The organism is Qipengyuania sp. L-5Y (assembly GCF_056859455.1).
This window is the reverse complement of record NZ_JBSXOM010000014.1, coordinates 26031-45158: the sequence shown is the minus strand read 5'-3', so window position 1 is coordinate 45158 and position 19128 is coordinate 26031. Positions and strand designations below refer to the sequence as shown.

The window sequence follows — 19128 nt, the reverse complement described above, 5'->3', positions numbered from 1 at the left end:
TCCAGGGTGAGTACTGACACTGGACCCGCTGGAAAATCCCGAAGGGCTGGAAGATCTGCGCACCGTGCAGCAGCGTGCGATGGCGGATCACGCGCGGTTCGTAGACGAAAACCTCAAGCGTAATTACCGCGCCAACTTCATTCATGGCGTTCTGGGGATGACCGGCTTTCGCCTGATCTATGCGCCCACCATCATTCCCGCCTATCTGTTGCTGCTCACGGGCAGCACGGCCGCAGTCGGCCTTGGCTCGGCGCTGCTGCAACTTGGCGCCACCATCAGCCCGATCGCCAGCGGCGCCCGGATAGAGCATCGCAGCCACATCCTGCCCTACGCCATCCGCGTCGGTTCCATGATGCGGCTGATGATCCTGGGCCTTGCGCTCACGGGATATTTCCTGACCGGCAATGTCCTGCTCTTTGCGACCTTTGCATGTTTCCTGATGCTGGGCTTTTTCACCGGTGCGCAGCGGGTCGCGTTCCAGATGCTCATGAGCAAGCTGATACCGATACGGCAACGCGGGCGGTTGCAGGGGTACCGCAATTTTGCCGGCGGCCTGATCGCCGCCGTTCTCGCCTGGGCGGCAGGCAATTATCTGATCGCCGACGAATGGCTAGGGAATGGCTACGCCACCACCTTCCTGTTTGCCTTCCTGCTGACCAGTGCAGGGCTCATCGTGCTCAAAACCATGATCCGCGAACCTGCCGCGCCCGCATCGCGCCCTCAGATGCCGATGAGAGAGCGCATCCGGCAGTTTCCGGAACTGTTGCACGACCGCGATTTCGCGTGGTTTCTCGTCGTCCAGTGCTTTGCCACCATGGCCCGTGTCGGCGCACCTTTCTGGACGATCTATGCCGGGACCTAGCTTGGCCTCGATGGGGCGCTGATCGGCGGCCTCAGCTTCGTGTTCCTCGGATCGGATACGGTATCCAACATCTTCTGGGGGCCGCTGGGCGATCGCTGGGGCTTCAAGATCATCTACGTATTTGCTCTGGCAAGTTCGATCCTCGGGGTCACCACGCTCATTATCGGCAATTCAGCCGTTCCCATCTATGCGGCCTTCGTCCTCCTTGGCGTTGGCGGATCGGGTTGGATGCTCGCGTCAACGACGATGGTTCTGGAATTCGGCAATGTCGAAGATATCCCGATGCGGCTCGCATTCGTGACGACGCTGGAAGGCGTAATCGCAGCGACCGGCCCCGTCCTTGCCGGAGTGCTCGTAGCGACCAGCGGCTTCAAGCCTCTGTTCGCCATTGTCCTTGCCGCGGTGGTAGCGGCCCTGATATTTCTGATCTGGAAAGTACGAGAGCCCCGCCACCGGGAGCCCGCGATCTAGGCCGCGACATATTTGGCGAGGAGCAGACTTTCCATCGCTCTGCGTCGCCCCAACCTCTCCCGACTTACTCGGACTGCTCGCCTGAATTGGTCATTTTCTCGACGATGGACCGTCTTTGTATCGGACCCGTTGCATCCGTCCGGCTTGTGTAAAGACCGGCAAGATAGGCGTGAGCAGGAAAGGCTGATCTTCGCGCTCTACTGACCGATTAAGAACTTCCCGCCAGCATGCCTTCGCTGAGCACGGACAGGTAGGTCCTTATCGCCTCCGCGCGATCCTCGAAACGCGATGCCCAGCGGCGCGCTTCATAGGCACCGTTGAGTGTCGACATGATGATCTGGCTGGCCACCAGCGGATCGATCGCTCTGACGGAGCCGTCTTCGAAGCCATCGATCAGAAAGCCCGCGAAGCGCCGGGCCAGACGGTTCGAGCGCATCACCACGTCCGTCTTGTGATCGCTATCCAGCGCCTGAAGAGCGGTCGTTCGCAGCAGCGGCATGGGATCGAAGAACTGAAGGTCCATCAATTCGTTGAGGACACTGCACAGCTTCGTCCAATATGAACCAGGCACGTCGTGACCGGCCATCTGAACCTTCGACAGGCGGTCATAGCTGCGCTGGAAGCAATCCATCACCAGATCGTCCTTCGCATCGTGATGATGGTAGAAACTGCCCTTTGTCACGTTCAGCGCTTCGGCAATCCTGTTGACCGATGCCCCGCGATACCCGCGCTCGTTGATCATCAGCGTTGCAACGCGGAGAAATTCATCGTTTTGCGATGGCGCGGCATCTCCATCGCTGCGCCAGCCGCCATCGGGCAGTGGGGACGGCGCCCATTCGCCCTTGCTAGCCGGAATGCCGTTGCAGAGGATTTCGACAATCTTCTGTTCGACGCGCGGGAAGTCGAGCACGGAATATCGCCGCGACCAGACGGGCCACCACAGCATCGCCTCGATCAGGATGTGCGAACGCGCGGAATAGAGTGCCCGTTCGGCTTCCGTAGCCGGGTCACCAAAGAACATCCTGACATCCTGCACGACATCGCGATATTTCTGGAGCAGTTCGTCCTGCTGTTCCTGATCGAGCGAGCGGATTTCCGACAAGGCCGCGATGAGACCGTGTTCCCCGCGGCGGATGCGGTCCCGCAACTGCACATGAAGCTTCACGAACTTGGCGATCCGCTCGCGCGGCGTCGCCTCCGCCAGTGCCTCTTCTGCCGTCGCCTTCATCAAGGCGATGGTTTCGGCATAAACCGCAATGATCAGCTGGTCCTTGCGCGGAAAATAATAGGTAACGCTGGTCGCGTTGAGCCCGATTGCGCGCGCAACCTTGGTCAGGGTGGTCGCCTGGACGCCGGTTTCGTTGATGAGCACAGATGCCGCGTGAACGATCGCGCTGCGTTTTTCGCCAAACTTCTTCGTCACATCGGGCTTCTTTGCCATCCAATTCCCCACCTCAACCGCTTACAGCAGGTACCGCTGCCCGTCCAATGGGGCAGGCGCGGCAATCCTCAGCGAATGTTACCTATGTCTCGAAGAAGCTTGAGAGTTCCTTTTTGAGTATCTTTCCGTTCGCGTTGCGAGGCAGCGTGTCAGGCGTGAACGCGATCCTGACCGGGACTTTGAACTTGGCGAGGCGTTCTGCCACCCACTCCTGCAATTCGGCCTCGCTCGCCTGCATTCCCGGCGCTAGGTGGACGACGGCCGCCGGCTCTTCGCCGAGTTGCTGATGCGGCAAGCCGATCAGGGCCGCGTCGGTCACGGCCGGGTGGTCGTAGAGCACATTCTCCACTTCGGATGAGTAGATGTTCTCGCCTCCGCGGATGATCATATCCTTCGCGCGGTCTGCGATATAGCACCAGCCTTCTTCGTCGAGGCGGGCAAGGTCGCCGGTCTTCACCCAACCGTCGACGAAGGTTTCGGCAGTGGCTTCGGGATTGTTCCAATAGCCTTTGACTACCATCGGACCCCGGGCCCACAATTCGCCGATTTCGCCTGTCGCTAGTTCGCGGGATCCGTCTTCGCTCATGATCTTCAGATCGGCCACTGCTACCGGCGGGCCGCAGCTGTCTGGGCGGTTGAGATAGTCTTCCGACGAATGGCCGGTCACCGTGGCCATCGTCTCGGTCATGCCCCAGCCATTGCCGGGCAAGGCTCCGAATACTTCCCGGATCTTGCGAACCAGTTCAGGCGCAGCGGGCGCCCCGCCATAGGCGATCGCCTCGATACTGGAGAGGTCGTAATTCTTGCGTTCGGGATGTTCCAGCAATTGCCATGCGATTGTCGGCACACCGCCAGTCGAACTGACCTTCTCGCGTTCGATTATCTTGAACGCTTCGACCGGATCCCACTTGTACATGTAGACCATCGTATTGCCTGCAGCGATATTGCCCATCAGCCCGGCAGAACACGCGGTGACGTGGAACAGCGGGATGACGGTCAGACCGGTCTTTGGCTGCGGTTCGGGCAATGGCTCGCCGCGCCTCAGAACCGCGCAACCGGCATTGTAACCGCTCGACAGGATATTGGTGCAAAGGTTGCGATGCGTGCCCAGTGCTCCCTTGGGCCGCCCCGTCGTGCCGCTGGTGTAAAAGATGGTCGCATCGTCTTCGGGCAGGATTTCGACGTCGGGGAGGGTCGCCTGAGGCAGGGAAGCGTATTGCTTGGGTGTCCCGATCACCGATTCCAGCGTGTCGGCCCCGTTCAGTGGGTGTTCGGCACGCGTAACAAACGTATGATTGACACAGGAAAAGTCGTTCCGCCGGTCCTTCAGGCGGTCCCAGCGCTCTTCATCGCATATAAGCAGCTTGGTACCGGAGTTGGAAAGGCCGAAAGCCAGTTCATCACCGGTCCACCAGGCATTCAGTGGCACGCAGATCGCGCCGATCGTTATGGCGGCGAAGAAAACCACCGGCCATTCGGGCAGGTTGCGCATCGCCAGCGCAACCCGATCGCCCTTCTTCACGCCCCGCGCCTGGAATTCGTGCGCCAATCTTGCGACAGCACGAAACCAGGCATCGTATGTCATGCGCTCGTCTTCATAGATGACGAATTCGCGCGCACCATGCGACTGTCCAAGCAGAGCGATCGCGCGCAGATTGGGCGGCGCGTTCTTCCATGTGCGAAGCCGTACGCCGCGGATGTCGACCTCTTCCATCTCGAAGCGCATGCCCGGTGCGGTAAGGATCGCCTTGCATTCAGCCCTGCTGCGCGCTGGCCAGTTCGCCGGTGGAACCCAGCCGATCGCCGACGCGAGGTCCTGTTTTGCTTCCGTCGCCATCACAGCACCTCGAACAGGCCGGCTGCGCCCATGCCGCCGCCGACGCACATCGTCACGACGACATATTTGACGCCCCGCCGTTTGCCTTCGATCAGCGCATGGCCGACACAGCGTGCGCCGGTCATGCCGAACGGATGGCCGATCGAGATCGACCCGCCATTCACATTGAGCCGATCGTCCGGAATGCCGAGCTTGTCGCGGCAGTAGAGCACCTGCACCGCGAAGGCCTCGTTAAGCTCCCACAGGCCGATATCCTCGATCGACAGATCGAAACGTTTCAGCAGCTTGGGGATCGCGAATACCGGCCCGATGCCCATCTCATCGGGCTTCGTACCCGCCACCGCCATACCGACATACCGGCCGAGAGGTGCGAGCCCCCTCCCCTTGGCGACTTCCGCTTCCATCAGCACACTCGCAGCGGAACCGTCGGCAAGCTGGCTCGCATTGCCAGCCGTGATCGAATAGCCCTCGCCCATGACGGGGTCGAGCCTTGCCAACCCTTCGATGGTGGTGTTGGGGCGGTTGCAATCGTCCATCGCAATGGTGACGTCCTGCTGCGACACCTCACCCGTTTCTCGGTCCTTCACGTCCATCGTAGTCGACACTTCGATGATCTCGTCGCTGAACTTGCCCGAAGTCTGCGCCGCCGCCGTACGCTGTTGGGATTGCAGAGAATAGGCATCCTGATCCTCGCGCGAGATGCCATACCTTTTGGCGACCACTTCGGCAGTGCCGATCATCGGCATGAAAATATCCGGATGCATGCGCAGTAGCTCTTCATCACGCGCTGGCTTGGCGGTGTTGTTCCGTATGGCGGTGATCGATTCAATGCCGCCGGCAACGCAGACATCCATCCGGTCCACGATGATCTGCTTTGCTGCAGTAGCAATTGCCATCAAGCCGCTGGAGCATTGGCGATCGATCGTCATACCCGCGACATCGACCGGAAGGCCCGCGCGAAGGGCAATCTGGCGTCCGATATTGAACCCCTGCGCCCCACCCTGGCTGGCCGCTCCCATGACTACGTCTTCGATCTCGTCGCCATTGATCCCCGCGCGCGCGACCGCGGCCTCCACGCTCCAGGCACCGAGCTGGACCGGATGGGTTGCGTTGAAGGCACCGCGGATGGATTTTGCAAGAGGAGTACGTGCGGTAGACACAATGACAGCATCGCGCATTTTTCAGATTCCTTTCCCGTTATAGCCATGAGGCAATTTTCAAACGGGATAGCCGCATTTACCCGCCGGACGCAAGCGCACACCGCCAATGTCTAAAATATTGGTATGGGCTCTTTTGAACCAAGTGCCTGAGGCGCGATCTTAACGGTAGAATATGTGGTACGCATTGAAGTTTGAGCATTTGCTTAGGCACGATGGCCAACAGCCTGCCTTCCGGCTCCACCAAATAAAAAGGGGCGGACAGCCTCAAAGCCCCCCACCCCTTTCCGAATTTTCGCTTCTGGGAGAGAAGGATCAGAAGCGAACTTTTGTACCAAGCCTGAATGTGCGTCCGATCGCAGATCCGATGAATGGATCGTATCCGTATTCCAGACGCGCGCCTGCGGGGTCGCGATCGAAGAGGTTCTCGATGCCCCCGTTGAGCGTGACGTCGAGGCCACCCAGGTCGAGTTCAACCGATGCGAGCAGATCGTGCTGCATGAAGCTGCCGATGCGACGGCCGAAGTTGGTGCCCCCGAACTCTGTGACAGCACAGGGATCGATCAGCGCACCCGTATCCCGGTTATAGCAGCGGTTGTCGTCGACACCGCTGATATAATTCACATTGTATGTCAGGGTGACCGGTTCGAAACCGAGCGAGGCAAAAGCGTTGCCGCGCCATTTCGAGACCGTCCCGGGGTCGCGGCCGTAATTGGCCCAGCCGGATGCCTCGTAACCGTTATCGAACTGCAATCCGTTGAACTCGAATGCGTCGAACTTGTATTCGAGCACATAAGTCGCATTCGCGCCGAAATTGAATACAACGTCACCGAAATACCGCTGATAGTTCAGCGTGAAATCCAGACCGCGGGTCGTCACATCGGGCCCATTGACCGTTTGCGTGCGAATTCGGGCGATATCCCGAGCAATGGTCACGCCTTGGGTGCACTGACCGCCCTGGAACGTGATATATTGAGTGAACGGGCTTGAGCAATCGACCAGCTGAGTGCCCGACGTACCGGGCGCGACCGCATTGGCAATCTGCTGGAACGGCAGATCGGCGAACTGGCCTTCGAACTCGTAAGTCCAGAAGTCGACGCTGAAAGTCAGGTCTCCAGCCGACAACACGGCTCCGATGTTATATGTGAGCGCTGTTTCCGGGTCGAGGTCCGGATTGCCGCCGGAATCGGTTGCGCGATATTCGTTATTGATCGCGTTGATACCGGTGACAAAGCTCGCTCCGGATGGGCTCAGATCTCCAGGCAACGGCCCACGGAAGGTCGTTCCGATAGAACCGCGGAATGCGAGAAAATCGGTTGCCTGCACCCTTGCGGAGAATTTTGGATTGATGGTCGATCCAACCGGATTGCCGTAATCTTCAAACCGCACCGCACCGACAAGTTCGATGTCGGGCGTGGGGTTGACCTTCACTTCCGCAAATAGCGCGTTGATCGATTGCGTCAGATTGGCGGACGGATAATTGCCCAGGAACGAGAATGCACCAACGGGCACCAGATTGTCCGTCGGATCATCGAGGCAGCTGCGATCCCCGTCGACAGCGCAGGGATAGGCATCCGGATCGCTGAAGCGATTGATCGGCTGCGAAACGAAGGTACTCTGCCTGTGCTGGCCGCCGAATGCGTAACCGACATCCATACCGCCAATCTGGGTCTCACCGCTTACGACGAGGTCAGCGGTCCAGAGTTCCTCGAACCCGTTGGTTCCATTTCTCTGACGCACCCAGTTGATCAGTTCTTCGCTGTTTTCCGATCCGGGAACATAGGCTGGGTTATTTAAGCCAAGCGCAGCATTGCCTGGCGACTGGCTGATAAAAGGGTTCCAATATTGGCATCCGTTCGTACCCGGTGTGAGGGTGTTGCAGTTGGGCCCGCCGAGACCGTTGAGGGCACGCTGCAGACGGTCGCTGACAAAATCCATGGAATAGGCGGTTCGGTTGCTACGCAGGAACAACCCGTTGAGGTTGACCCGCATATTATCGGATAGTTCCTTTTCGAAGCCGCCCGAAATGCGCCAAGCATCGTTGAATGCGCCGCCTTCTCCGGCACCGCGTGGATCCAGCGGGTTGCCACCCGATCCGAACGGCCGCCACAGCACGATTACCGAATAAGCAGATGCGAGATCCGGCAGCGAACCGGGGCCAAATGTCGTATCGATGAAATTCTGATAATTCGGATTGCTGCGCGGTACGATGAAACGTGAACTCGTGCCTGGCCCACGTGGACTCTGCGTTACCGGATAGCTTGGCGAATAACCGAGTTCAGGTAATTCGGTATGCGAATACAGAGCGTCTGCGCGGAAGCTCAGCGTGTCCGAAAGATCGACAGTAAGCTGTCCGAAGACCTGATACCGGTCTTCCTTCTCGATCAGGTTCACGAATGGGATGTAGGAATACCGGCAGGTCTGGAAGGACGAAATCGGCACTTCGATCCCGCCAAGACTGTTGCAGGCATCCAGCAAATTGCCGTCGATCCCCGGCTGTGCCAACGATATCCCCGTTGCCGTCTGCGGCAGATACACGCCTGGATTGTTCAGCGGTGACCAGCCCGAGGGGTTCACCTCATAGGGACGCTGCGTGAAATCGCGTTCGGTTGCTGGAAGTTCGGATCGGTGCTGATATCCGGCACCGACCATGATGTTGGCCGATCCGAAATTCTTTCCGACCAGAATGCTGGCCTGGTAATTATCGTCCGACCCGTCGACGAACTGCCAGTTTCCGGCAACTTCGACCCCTTCGAAATTGGTGCGGGTGATGAAGTTGGCCACGCCCGCAATGGCATCCGAACCATAGGTGGATGCGGCGCCATCCTTCAGTACTTCCACGCGCTGGAGGGCGAACATCGGGATGAGATTGGTATCCGCAGCACCGTCGCCTGGTTCGGGGAAGAAACGCTGCCCATTCATCAGCACGAGTGTGCGTTCACGGCCGAGGCTGCGCAGGTTGATCGAGCCGACGCCCTGGCTGCCGCCGGCGGCATACTGGTTCGAATCTCCGAGCACCGGGCCGACCGAAGGCAGGGTCTTGATGAATTCGAGCGGACTGTCGATGCCCCGCTGGCTGAGTTCATCGACGCCGAAGACGTCGACCGGGAGAACACCTTCTTCAGACGTACCGCGGATGAAGGACCCGGTCACCACAATCGTGCTGGCGTCCTGCGTCGCGGCGGGCTGATCCGCCTCAGCCGGCACCGCGGCATCCTGCGCGCTGACCACGTTTGCTGCAAGCAAGGCCGGGACAGCCAGCGTCGTTCCCAAGAGGTATCGTGTCTTCCGATTCATCGTTCTCTCCCAATCGCTTTTTGTTTGATCTTATTCTGTTTTTCCCGGTCCATCCGGCAATGCGTCTGCCGGAGCCATGCGGAGCCCGTCCGTTTCGATGAGGGCTGCCTGGCCACCCTTCTCGTATGGCTCCCAGACGAAACCGTCGGCACATTCGAAGCTTTGCGCGCCGGCGGGCATCTTGATGAAGGCCACCCAGCAGCCGTTGACCTTCTTCGCCAGCTCGCGGTCGGCGGCGTCGGCCCGCTCCCCGCCCCAGCTCGACTGATCGATGGAATCGAATGCGAACATGAGTTCCGCCGAATGCACCGGGCCGTTGGTCCATTCCTGTGCGCGGAAGGCGGGCGTATGGTCGAAGCGGTACAAGAAGGCCGGCGCGCCCTCATCGCCTGCCAGTGTCGCAAAGCTGCGCGCTGCGCCAAAGCCGCCCTCACCCCTGTTCGTCCCCACCAGCAGCGGCACATCGGTTTCTTCTCCCGCCCGCAAAGCATCGATCGCCGCTTTCGGCTTGAATTTCGCGTCGGGCGTGAAGAAGAAGCCGGCCCGCAGATCGTTGGACGCGGCAAAGGTCTGAGCAGAGGCACTGCGCAGGTCCTCAGCGGTAGCGTCCGCACCGATGCCGATGCCAGCCAGGGCATCCACGGCCATTTCCTCCGCCTTTTCGCGCGGACGGTCAGGAAGCAGCAGGCTGCCCGATTCCACGATGGCCTTGTCGAACAGACCCTTGGCGGATGGCAGTGCGAGCAGATTGGTGACGATGCCGCCACCTGCCGACTGCCCGGCAATCGTCACACGGGAAGCATCGCCGCCGAACGCAGAGATGTTGTTCTTCACCCATTCGAGCGCCGCGACGCTGTCCTGAAGGGCATAATTACCCTGAGGCTCATCCGGATGCTGGGCCGCAAGCGCTGGGTGAACGAAATTCGCCAGCGCGCCCAACCGGTAATTTACGCTCACGGTGATCACGCCCTGCCGCGCATTCGCTGTCCCGTCATACGATCCAAGGCTGCCCGCACCCAGAAAGAAGGCCCCGCCGTGAAACCAGACCAGCACCGGCGCTCCGCTGGCATTCTCCGGCGCAGTGATCGTCAGATACAGGCAGTCCTCCGCCTGCGCGCCATTGACCCCGCCGAAATTGGCGACGGTCGTGTCGAGATCGACAGGCTGCGTGCAGGCCGGTTCGTGCGCAGTGGCCGAACGTACGCCCGACCATGGCTTGACCGGCTGCGGCGGACGCCAGCGATATTCCCCGGTTGGCGGGCTGGCATAAGGCACGCCTCGAAAAACCAGTACGCCATTTTCGCGTGACCCTTGAAGGGCTCCGGCGGTCACATCGACAGTAACCGCATCGATCGGTTCGGGCATTTGCGCGTGAATTGCAGGTGCCTGGAATGCCGTTATCAGCATTACACCCACGAGCGCAGCCGGAGTCCCCCGCATGTCTCTCTCCCATTTCCTCACCATCTGCTTAGCGCGATATTTACGATCTAACAACAAAGATTTTAGAAGATCGGGTACGAAATGAAAACTGGCTGCTGAAACCACGGTCCCGGCGGTAGACAGACCGACCGGATCGGGCGTATCTTTCCCTCATGGAAGTCACTCGCGCAGAGCTGTTCAACTCGGTCTGGTCGGAACCGTTGGGGAATGTGGCATCGCGTTACGGCCTGACCGGGAATGGGCTTGCGAAGATTTGCGATCGGCTGGCCATTCCGCGTCCGCCCAGATCACACTGGACCAGAAGCGTCGAAGCACGCGACGCCCAGCCCCCTTTGCCCCCGGCACCGCTTGGCCTGAGCGAGACATTCGCTTTGGGGAGCCGCCAGCCTCGCCAGTCGCCCGGCACCCGCACGCGAATGTCTGCGGAAGCCCGGCGGCAGCAATTGCTCGATGCCGCCGGGAAGATCGCCGTTCGCAACGGAATATCGGCGGTCACCATGCGCTCGGTCGCCAGCAGTGTCGGGATCAGCGAAACCCAGGTTCACAACTGCTTTGGCGGACGGACGGATCTACTGGCAGCCCTCGCGCGCCGGGAAATCGATGCGCAGGAAAGCCATCGACGAAGGAATATCTCGCGCGGATCGTCGCATCACACCCGGGTGATGCTGTCGACGATCGGCTATCTCCACGAAGCCCATCGCCGCGGGCCGCTGATGCAGATGCTTCTGCACCTGCCGGAGGTGCGCGAAGCATTGAAGCACGAACGCGCCTCCAAGGGCGAAGCGGCACGTGAGCCCATCCTGAAGCAACTCGTCGCGAGTGGCGGCATGGATCTTGCCAGCGCGAAGGCGTCAACGGCCGCCCTGACCGCGGTCTCGTTGAAGGCCGGTGGTATCGTTGCCAGTCGCCGGGCGCCCTTTGCGACGGTGGAAGCGATTTGCCTTCACATCGTTATGGCGGGTACCGAGAGCGACGAAAGGATAGCGTCCGGCAAAGCCGGTTAGTGCGTCGGCCTCAGGGCGAAAGATTGCAGCGATGCCGCTATCAGCCGCTCGCAGGTCTGTGCGGCAGTTTCTTGATCGATCTCTCCACTGCGCACGAGACGGGCCAGCGCTTCCGGGATGGCCCCATTCAGCTCTATGAGGACGAATGCTTCGCGCGGCTCCAGTGCGAGCGCATGGCAGGTTTGAGTGGCCAATGAACGCGCCAGGCGCATGAACCGTTTGCGGCTTTCCTGTCCCAGCGGGCTATCCTGATTGCGTTCCCTCAGGATCAGCTGGAGCACCGGCCCTGCTTCCACCAGATAGTGAAAATATGCCAGATTGGCGCCGATCGCCCTGCGCTCGAAGGCCTCGCCATCATCACCTTGCAGGGGCAGGTGCTCTTCCAGCCGGCCAAGATGAATCTGGAAGATCGCATCGAGTATGGCGGGAACCCCGTCGTAATAGACGTACAGAAGGCTGCGGCTCACTCCGATACGGTCGGCAATATCATTTAGTGTCAGGCTGACCGATCGCGTTTCGAGCATGATCGCCTCGGCCACCTCCAGTACCTGACCGGCCCGATCGCCCCCATCCTCGAATTCCGTCATGCGGAGGGTGTGAAACCAGCGGCCATCGAAGGCAAGGACCTTTCTCCAATCGTGCCGGAAATCCTTATTGGTTTGACTGTCAGGCGACCCTGGGGCACCCTCGTTGCTGAACAAGATGGGAGAAAACCGTGGCGCTAGATTTCACGAGAAGAGGTTTGATGAAGACCGGGTATGTTGCAGCCACGGTATTGGCGACCAAGGCATCGATTGTCAGCGCACAGTCCGACGCGGGCCAGAAAACGATGGAATCTCCCGGTGATAGTGGCTGGCTGGACATCACGCCGGACCTGACGAACTACATTTCAGGCGCGGCGACACACACCGTTCCTGCGGCCATTCGGGAGCGCGCAAGACTGCACATTCTCGATACGCTGGCCTCGATCATTGCCTGCAATTCTCTGGAAGCGGCAACGCTGGGCCGCGCTTATGCCGCTGCAATGTCTCCCGATGGACAAAGCCCCATCCTCGGCTCGCGTCAGGCGGCTTCGCCCGTCGATGCAGTCTTTGCGTCCGCCATGACTGCGCACGCAGCAGAAATAAACGACTTCATTCCTTCCGCCTATGTGCAGCCGGGCCCGGCGATCGTACCTGTTTCGATCGAAGCAGCACGCGCAAACGGTCGAACCGGTTCGGATCTGGTCGGCGCGGTGATTGCCGGATACGAGATCGCCGGTCGCCTGCCCAAGGCTATCGGGACCCGCAATCTCTACCTTGCCGGGCTCGCCAATCATGGCATCGCACCAACCTTTGGCGCCGCATCTGCCGCGGCAAGCCTGATAGGCCTGTCACCGGAACAGGTCGATCACATGCTCGCCTACTGCTCGCAGCAGGCGTCGGGCTCTTGGCAATGGCTGCTCGATGTGCGTCACATCGAAAAAGCCTTCGTTTTCGGCGGCATGGGAGCGCGCAACGGATTGCAGGCCGCTTATATGGCGCAGCTAGGCTTTACCGGCGTGCCCGAAAGCTTCGACAATGAAAACGCATGGTTCCGCTGGCGCGCATTTCAGGGCGAAGGCAAGGACCATGCATCGCTCGTCGATGGTTTGCATGAACGGTACGAACTCTCGCTCGCAGCGATGAAACGCTATCCGGTGGGCGGCCCCACGCAGCCCGCCGTGCGCGCGCTGCTTGATTTACGCGAAACCATCGCTCCCGATCAGGTGGAAAAGATCGTGGTCGCCATGCCGGGTGAAGCGGCCACTTTCGAACGCGCGAACATGCCCGCGCTCAATATCCCCTATCTCGCTGCGATCATCATGCTCGATGGCCGGCTCGATTTCGTGGACGCGCAGTCCCTGAGCAGGCAGGAAACGGACGAGCAGGCGAGAGCTTTTGCCCGCAAGGTTACCGTGGTCCGCGATGAAGCGCAGGAAATGGGCGAAGGCGAGGACCGGACGGAAAGCGCGCGCGTAACCGTCGCCCTCAAGGATGGCAGAACGGAAGAACGTTATGTGGCTTATGTCCCCGGCTTCCCCACGCATCCGCTCGGCAAGGCAGAGGTAGAGGAAAAGGCCATCGAACTGATCGAGCCGGTGCTGGGCCGGTCGAAAGCAGATCGACTGGTCGCTCTGTGCGACGGTCTCGACGATGCGCCGAGCATCGAACCGATCATCGATCTCATGCGCTTCGACGGAGGTGCCGCCCGCAGTTGAGGCGGATTAAAAAAGGGGGCACCTTCCGATGCCCCCTGAATTCACATTCCACTCTGTTCGTGGTTACTCGGCTGCTTCGGCGAGCGGCTGGCTCTCACGAAACATCATGTGATCGTAATTCGTCCGGTAGAACATGTCTTTCACGTCCTCGTCGAACCCTTCGAGCGACGTCTCGAACTTCCCGTAGGGATCGCGCGTTCCTTCGGGGTGCGGATAGTCGCTGGAGAACATGTAAAGCTCCGGCGAACTGTCGCGTATCATCCGGCCGACATCTTCGTTCGGGAACGGCGTGAACCGGACGGCGCGCTTGAGATATTCCGACGGCATCAGATCCATATCCTTCAGGTACTGATCAGTCTTGCTGAAGGAATGCCATCCGTGGTCGAGCATGCGGAGAAACTCCGGAACCCAGCCGGCCCCGCTTTCGATAACGCCGCCGCGCAGTTCCGGGAAGCGCATGAATACGCCGTCATAGACCATGGCCGTAAGGAATTCCTGCGGTGCGAACCACAGGCACAGGAAATCCGGGAAGCGGAGGTTCTCGCCGCCGCCGTGGAGATCTGCCGCCCGGTCACGTCCATTGTTCTTGAACTTGGGCGGCTGGGTTTTCGTGCCGGGCCCGATATGCAGCATGAACGGGATACGGCTATCCTGCAGGAACTGCCAGAACGGGTCCAGATCTGGATGGCCAGGGCTTTTGTCGCCCGCCGGACCCGCACTGAACATTACGGCCTTAGCGCCAGCGCCGACCGCCCGCTTTGCTTCCGCCAGGGCCCGATCGGGATCGTCAAGCGGCGCGAAGGCGACACAGTCCATCCTGGCATCGGCATCGCAGAAATCCTGCTGCGCCTTGTTGAGGGCGGTTGCCGCGGCATATCGCTGATCGTCATCCGTGGCCTTGGTGATAGCTCCCAGGCCGAATGTCGGAAATACGAGCTGGCTGTTGAACCCGAGCCAGTCGAGTGCCTCGACACGCTCATCCTTGTCGAAACCGCCGTAGCCCAGCCAGCCCTTGGCTCCTTCGATGGGATTTTCCAGCGCCTTCGCCCGCGCTTCGGGATCGTTCTTACGGGCCTTGGCCGCGTCGATCATCTTGACGATGCGGTCGCCGCCTTCCCGCTTGGAATATACCTGCGAATACATCTCCTTGTACTCGCCTTCCAGATAGGGGGCCAGCCAGTCCTGGGTTTCCATGGTGTGGGCATCGGCGTCGTTGACGATTCGTCCGGCGGTGTACGTCATGCTTGTCTCCTGAACATCTGGCACGCTTATCTCACACTATTTGTTAGTTCGTCAAACGCATTGTGGAAATTGATGTCACGGAGGAGTCCGAAGATGCCCGGCGAATTCCGAGCTTGAAGGTCGGACATTGTTCGAATATCGGGTATGCAGAGGACGGGAGAGGTCTAATTATTCACCTACCGACGATACTCGGCGTCGAGCAGATCGCTGCCGACACCTATGAAGGCGGGATCGGGCCTGCCATCGGGCCGCGCCTTTTCGGCGGACAGGCTATCGCCCAGGGACTGCTGGCGGCGTGCGAAGCGGAAAGCGAAGGGCGTCTTCCCCACTCGCTCCACGCCTATTTTCTGAAAGCCGGGTCCAGCGCGCATCCCGTTTATTATCGTGTCACCACGCTTTCGGAAGGCCGCAGCTTCGCAACGCGCCGCGTGGAAGGATCGCAGGAGGACTCGCTGATTTTCTCGATGATCGCGTCCTTCCATGTGACCGAGCAGGGGTTCACCCATTCCGCCTCTGCCCCCGCCGACATGGATGTATCCGCAGCGCTCGACGCGCTGGAAAGCTGGCGCCGACATAATAGCGAAGCCAGCAGTTCGCCGATCATCGACCGTTTGCAGAACCGACCGATCGAAATCGTCCCGCTCGATCCGGGCTCGCTCTTCGGTTCGCGTTCGCGAGAACCGAAAACGGGCGTGTGGATGCGCCTGCGTGATACGGCGGACACCGATCCGCTGCTGCAACGCGCTCTGCTCGCCTACGCCTCCGACATGATGTTCCTGCGCAACGCCATGCTGCCCCATGCCGTGCGTCCGGGAAGCCCCTCGGTTCAGGCGGCCTCTCTCGACCACGCGATCTGGTTCCACGAAACGCCCGACTTCAACCAGTGGCATCTCTTCGCGACCGACAGCCCCTGGGCGGGCCACGCACGCGGCTTGAACCACGGTCATTTCTTCGATGAAACCGGGCGCATGGTGGCAACGGTCAGCCAGGAAAGCCTGATGCGCCCCAAGGGGGATGTGCTCGACAGACTTCGGGAAGGCGAAACTCCATGAGCAATGACGACACCGCCCCCGATTTCGACATCGCCGCGCTGGAGCGATGGATGGCGCAGAACCTCCCCGCTCCATCCCCGGTCGAGCGGATCGAGAAATTTCCCGGCGGGCAATCGAATCCCACCTATCGCGTGCTGACGCGCGAAGGCCAGATGGTCCTGCGCCGCAAGCCCTTCGGCAAACTGCTTCCTTCCGCCCATGCGGTGGACCGGGAATATCGCCTCATCGATGCCCTGCACCCGACCCCGGTGCCCGTCGCGCGCCCGATCGCGCTGTGCGAGGATCCCGCCGTCATCGGCGCCCCCTTCTACCTGATGGAAATGGTCGAGGGCCGCACCTTCTGGAAGGGCGAGCTACCGGACTGCGATCCGCAGGAACGGCGCGCCATCTACAATGCCATGATCGATGCCCTCGCCGCGCTGCACGCGGTCGACCACGAGGCCGTGGGCCTCGGGGATTACGGCGCGCCGGGCAATTACTTCGCCCGCCAGGTCGGCCGCTGGACGAAACAGTACCGCGCCGCACAGACCGACGACATCCCCGAGGTCGAACGGCTGATCGAATGGCTGCCCCGCACCCTGCCGCAGCAGGATCGCACCTCGATCATCCATGGCGATTACCGCATCGACAACATGATCTACGCGCCCGACCGGCCCGCCATCCTGGCGATCATCGACTGGGAACTGTCCACCCTCGGCGACCCCCTGGCCGATTTCGCCTATCTGGCGATGAACTGGGCGATGCCGCATGGCGGGCGCGGCGCGCAGCTCGGCGGGCTCGACCTGCCCGCGCTCGGCATCCCCACGCTGGAGGAGATGACCCAGCGCTATTGCGCCGCCACCGGGCGCGACAGCGTTCCCGATCTCAACTGGTTCTTCGCCTACAATCTGTTTCGCCTCGTCGGCATCATCCAAGGCATCAAGAAACGCACGCTCGACGGCAATGCGTCCAGCGCCAATGCCGAGGCGGCAACCGCCCGCATCGTTCCGCTGGCGCAGCAGGCTTGGGCGTTCGCACAGCAGGCACAACACTGACATGCAAGGGAGAGCACCATGTCGCTATTCGATCTGACCGGTAAGGTCGCCATCATCACCGGCTCCAGCCGCGGCATCGGCAAGGCTATCGCCCAGCAGCTTGCTGCGCACGGCGCAAAGGTCGTCATTTCCAGCCGCAAGCAGGAAGCCTGCGACGACGTGGCCGCCGCCATCAATGCCGAACACGGCGAAGGAAGCGCCATCGCCATCGCGGCGAGCATTTCGGAAAAGGCACAGCTGCAGGACCTTTTCGCGCGCACGAAAGAACAGCTCGGCGCCGTCGACATCCTCGTCTGCAACGCCGCGTCCAACCCCTATTACGGGTCGATGGACGGCATCGAGGACGAACAGTTCCGCAAGGTTCTCGATAACAACATCCTCTCCAACCACTGGCTCATCCAGCTGGCCCTGCCCGATATGCGCGAAAAGCAGGATGGGGCGATCATCGTGATCAGTTCGATCGGCGGCCTGCGCGGATCGACCACCATCGGCGCCTACAATGTGTCCAAGGCGGCGGATTTCCAGCTCGTTCGCAATTACGCCGTCGAAAACGGCCAGCACGGCGTACGCATCAATGCGATCGCGCCGGGGCTGGTGAAGACCGATTTCGCCAAGGCGCTATGGGAAAATCCCAAGGCGCGCGAACGGGTGGAAGGCCAGCTTCCCATGCGCCGTATCGGCGAACCGGAAGATATCGCCGGGGGCGCGGTCTATCTCGCCTCGCCTGCCGCCAGATGGACCACCGGCCAGATGGTCGTGATCGACGGCGGCGCCACGATATGAGCGGCCGGCTCGAAGGCAGGGTCGCCGCCATCACCGGCGCGGGTTCGGGTATCGGCCGGGCCAGCGCACGGCTCTTCGCTGCCGAAGGCGCCCGCCTCGTGCTGTTCGACAAGACCGACGCGGTGGAAGAAACCGCAGCCATGGTCGAATCCGCGGGCGGACATGCGCTGGCGATGGTCGGCGATGCCGGCGAGGAACGCGATGTCGCAGCGCTCGTCGCCAGGGCCACCGACAGCTTCGGCGCCCTGCACGTCATGTTCGCCAATGCCGGTATCACCGGCGGCGTGCGCGGCGGCTTTTTCGATGCCACGCCGGAAGTCTGGGCGGAAGTGCTCCGCGTCAATCTCATCGGCCCCTTCCTCGCGGTGAAACACGCCGCGCCCGTCATTCGCGATTGCGGCGGCGGATCGATCGTGTGCACCGCTTCGGTCGCCGGCCTGCGCAGCGGTGCAGGCCCGGCGCAGTATTCCGCCAGCAAGGCAGGCGTCGTGAACATGGTCCAGACCGCGGCGCAACAGCTTGCGGGCACCAATGTCCGCGTCAACGCGGTGCTGCCCGGCCTTACCGAAACCGGCATGACCCAGCCGATGTTCGACGGCGCGCGCGCTGCGGGCAAGGAACACAAGATCGGCCAGCTCAACCCGCTGCTGCGCGGCGGTCGCCCGGAAGAGATCGCGCATGCCGCGCTGTTCCTCGCCAGCGACGAGGCAAGCTATGTCAACGGTCAGGCGCTGGCCGTGGATGGCGGCCTGTCCAGCTCGCACCCGACCTCGCGCCCGCCGGGCGATCCCGCCCGCCCCACTTCGTGAAGGACAAATCCTTGGACGACACCGATCCCGCCCTCTTCTCTTTCGTCAAGCTGACCGTATCCGATATCGATGCGGCGACCCGCTTCTTCGTCGATGCATTCGGCATGACCCATGCCGATACGGTCGATACCCCAGCGTTCCGCGAACACATGATGACGGGCCGGAAAGGTTCGGCAACCATCGTGCTGTTCCACTGGAAGGATGGGCGCGCCATCGAAACCGGCAATGGCTATGGCCCGGTCGGCATGCTGACCCGCGACCTCGATGCCGATCTGGCACGCGCGGTGAAGGCTGGGGCAAAACAAAAGGGCGAAACCGTCAGCTTCGGCCCCGCCCGCATCGCTTTCGTCCTTACGCCCGACGGGCATGAAATCGAAATGATGCAGATGGCGGCAAAAGCCGCCGCCTGATCGCTCGGTAAATCGCCGTCCCGGACTATTGCCGGGACGGCGTCGATCCA

General features: G+C 61.1%; 15 protein-coding genes and 1 pseudogene. 9 read left to right on the top strand and 7 right to left on the bottom strand.

The features are described 5' to 3' along the window. Positions 1–79: 79 nt before the first annotated feature. Both AC13F2_RS00930 and AC13F2_RS00925 read left to right on the top strand, forming a co-directional pair. Positions 80–862 (top strand): MFS transporter, encoded by a 783-nt coding sequence (locus AC13F2_RS00930; RefSeq protein WP_482964210.1) that lies wholly within the window; start codon positions 80–82, stop codon positions 860–862. 12 nt (positions 863–874) lie between these two features. Further along, positions 875–1333: pseudogene (locus AC13F2_RS00925) on the top strand (MFS transporter); the annotation flags it as partial. Positions 1334–1541: 208 nt separating this feature from the next. Here AC13F2_RS00925 and AC13F2_RS00920 read toward each other — a convergent pair. From AC13F2_RS00920 to AC13F2_RS00900, 5 genes are all read right to left on the bottom strand, one after another. Next, the gene (locus AC13F2_RS00920) at positions 1542–2774 is read right to left on the bottom strand and encodes a TetR/AcrR family transcriptional regulator (protein ID WP_482964209.1); all 1233 of its coding nucleotides are present in this window, start codon (positions 2772–2774) and stop codon (positions 1542–1544) included. Positions 2775–2856: 82 nt separating this feature from the next. Next, positions 2857–4611 (bottom strand): class I adenylate-forming enzyme family protein, encoded by a 1755-nt coding sequence (locus AC13F2_RS00915; RefSeq protein ID WP_482964208.1) that lies wholly within the window; start codon positions 4609–4611, stop codon positions 2857–2859. After that, complete coding sequence (locus AC13F2_RS00910) at positions 4611–5789, bottom strand: acetyl-CoA C-acyltransferase (protein WP_482964207.1); 1179 nt, start codon at positions 5787–5789, stop codon at positions 4611–4613. The genes AC13F2_RS00915 and AC13F2_RS00910 overlap by 1 nt, the downstream gene beginning before the upstream one ends. Positions 5790–6083: 294 nt before the next feature. After that, positions 6084–9065 carry a TonB-dependent receptor domain-containing protein gene (locus AC13F2_RS00905; protein ID WP_482964206.1) on the bottom strand — a complete coding sequence of 994 codons (2982 nt, stop codon included), beginning with the start codon at positions 9063–9065 and terminating at the stop codon, positions 6084–6086. A 30-nt stretch (positions 9066–9095) separates the two neighbouring features. After that, a complete protein-coding gene (locus AC13F2_RS00900) occupies positions 9096–10505 on the bottom strand; it encodes a carboxylesterase/lipase family protein (protein ID WP_482964205.1) in 1410 nt (469 codons plus the stop codon). A 152-nt stretch (positions 10506–10657) separates the two neighbouring features. Between AC13F2_RS00900 and AC13F2_RS00895 the strand changes: the two genes are divergently transcribed. After that, positions 10658–11509 carry a TetR/AcrR family transcriptional regulator gene (locus AC13F2_RS00895; protein ID WP_482964204.1) on the top strand — a complete coding sequence of 284 codons (852 nt, stop codon included), beginning with the start codon at positions 10658–10660 and terminating at the stop codon, positions 11507–11509. On the opposite strand, the gene AC13F2_RS00890 is transcribed toward AC13F2_RS00895, so the two are convergent. Next, positions 11506–12096 (bottom strand): TetR/AcrR family transcriptional regulator, encoded by a 591-nt coding sequence (locus AC13F2_RS00890; RefSeq protein WP_196847856.1) that lies wholly within the window; start codon positions 12094–12096, stop codon positions 11506–11508. The genes AC13F2_RS00895 and AC13F2_RS00890 overlap by 4 nt on opposite strands. A gap of 158 nt (positions 12097–12254) precedes the next feature. Between AC13F2_RS00890 and AC13F2_RS00885 the strand changes: the two genes are divergently transcribed. Next, entirely contained in the window at positions 12255–13748 is a 1494-nt protein-coding gene (locus tag AC13F2_RS00885) for an MmgE/PrpD family protein (protein ID WP_482964203.1), read from the top strand. Between the two features lie 63 nt (positions 13749–13811). Here AC13F2_RS00885 and AC13F2_RS00880 read toward each other — a convergent pair whose 3' ends face one another. Then, a complete protein-coding gene (locus tag AC13F2_RS00880) occupies positions 13812–14990 on the bottom strand; it encodes an amidohydrolase family protein (protein ID WP_375246138.1) in 1179 nt (392 codons plus the stop codon). Positions 14991–15103: 113 nt separating this feature from the next. Between AC13F2_RS00880 and AC13F2_RS00875 the strand changes: the two genes are divergently transcribed. The 5 genes from AC13F2_RS00875 to AC13F2_RS00855 are packed head-to-tail and all read left to right on the top strand — an operon-like array spanning position 15104 to position 19078. Continuing rightward, positions 15104–16042 carry an acyl-CoA thioesterase gene (locus AC13F2_RS00875; RefSeq protein ID WP_482964202.1) on the top strand — a complete coding sequence of 313 codons (939 nt, stop codon included), beginning with the start codon at positions 15104–15106 and terminating at the stop codon, positions 16040–16042. Beyond that, positions 16039–17076, top strand: a complete 1038-nt coding sequence (locus AC13F2_RS00870; RefSeq protein ID WP_482964201.1) for a phosphotransferase family protein — start codon at positions 16039–16041, stop codon at positions 17074–17076. Before AC13F2_RS00875 ends, AC13F2_RS00870 begins: the two co-directional genes overlap by 4 nt. Positions 17077–17094: 18 nt before the next feature. Further along, positions 17095–17859, top strand: coding sequence for an SDR family NAD(P)-dependent oxidoreductase (locus AC13F2_RS00865; RefSeq protein WP_221598751.1), 765 nt, complete (start codon positions 17095–17097; stop codon positions 17857–17859). Then, complete coding sequence (locus AC13F2_RS00860; RefSeq protein WP_196847851.1) at positions 17856–18668, top strand: SDR family NAD(P)-dependent oxidoreductase; 813 nt, start codon at positions 17856–17858, stop codon at positions 18666–18668. The genes AC13F2_RS00865 and AC13F2_RS00860 overlap by 4 nt, the downstream gene beginning before the upstream one ends. Positions 18669–18679: 11 nt before the next feature. After that, the gene (locus AC13F2_RS00855) at positions 18680–19078 is read left to right on the top strand and encodes a VOC family protein (RefSeq protein ID WP_482964200.1); all 399 of its coding nucleotides are present in this window, start codon (positions 18680–18682) and stop codon (positions 19076–19078) included. Positions 19079–19128 lie beyond the last annotated feature (50 nt).

Coding starts and splice junctions, on each gene's coding strand:
- AC13F2_RS00880 (WP_375246138.1), bottom strand. CDS start 14,990: ATGACGTACACCGCCGGACGAATCGTCAACGACGCCGATGCCCACACC.
- AC13F2_RS00900 (WP_482964205.1), bottom strand. CDS start 10,505: ATGCGGGGGACTCCGGCTGCGCTCGTGGGTGTAATGCTGATAACGGCA.
- AC13F2_RS00920 (WP_482964209.1), bottom strand. CDS start 2,774: ATGGCAAAGAAGCCCGATGTGACGAAGAAGTTTGGCGAAAAACGCAGC.
- AC13F2_RS00885 (WP_482964203.1), top strand. CDS start 12,255: ATGAAGACCGGGTATGTTGCAGCCACGGTATTGGCGACCAAGGCATCG.
- AC13F2_RS00870 (WP_482964201.1), top strand. CDS start 16,039: ATGAGCAATGACGACACCGCCCCCGATTTCGACATCGCCGCGCTGGAG.
- AC13F2_RS00915 (WP_482964208.1), bottom strand. CDS start 4,611: ATGGCGACGGAAGCAAAACAGGACCTCGCGTCGGCGATCGGCTGGGTT.
- AC13F2_RS00890 (WP_196847856.1), bottom strand. CDS start 12,096: ATGACGGAATTCGAGGATGGGGGCGATCGGGCCGGTCAGGTACTGGAG.
- AC13F2_RS00860 (WP_196847851.1), top strand. CDS start 17,856: ATGAGCGGCCGGCTCGAAGGCAGGGTCGCCGCCATCACCGGCGCGGGT.
- AC13F2_RS00905 (WP_482964206.1), bottom strand. CDS start 9,065: ATGAATCGGAAGACACGATACCTCTTGGGAACGACGCTGGCTGTCCCG.
- AC13F2_RS00865 (WP_221598751.1), top strand. CDS start 17,095: ATGTCGCTATTCGATCTGACCGGTAAGGTCGCCATCATCACCGGCTCC.
- AC13F2_RS00895 (WP_482964204.1), top strand. CDS start 10,658: ATGGAAGTCACTCGCGCAGAGCTGTTCAACTCGGTCTGGTCGGAACCG.
- AC13F2_RS00910 (WP_482964207.1), bottom strand. CDS start 5,789: ATGCGCGATGCTGTCATTGTGTCTACCGCACGTACTCCTCTTGCAAAA.
- AC13F2_RS00930 (WP_482964210.1), top strand. CDS start 80: ATGGCGGATCACGCGCGGTTCGTAGACGAAAACCTCAAGCGTAATTAC.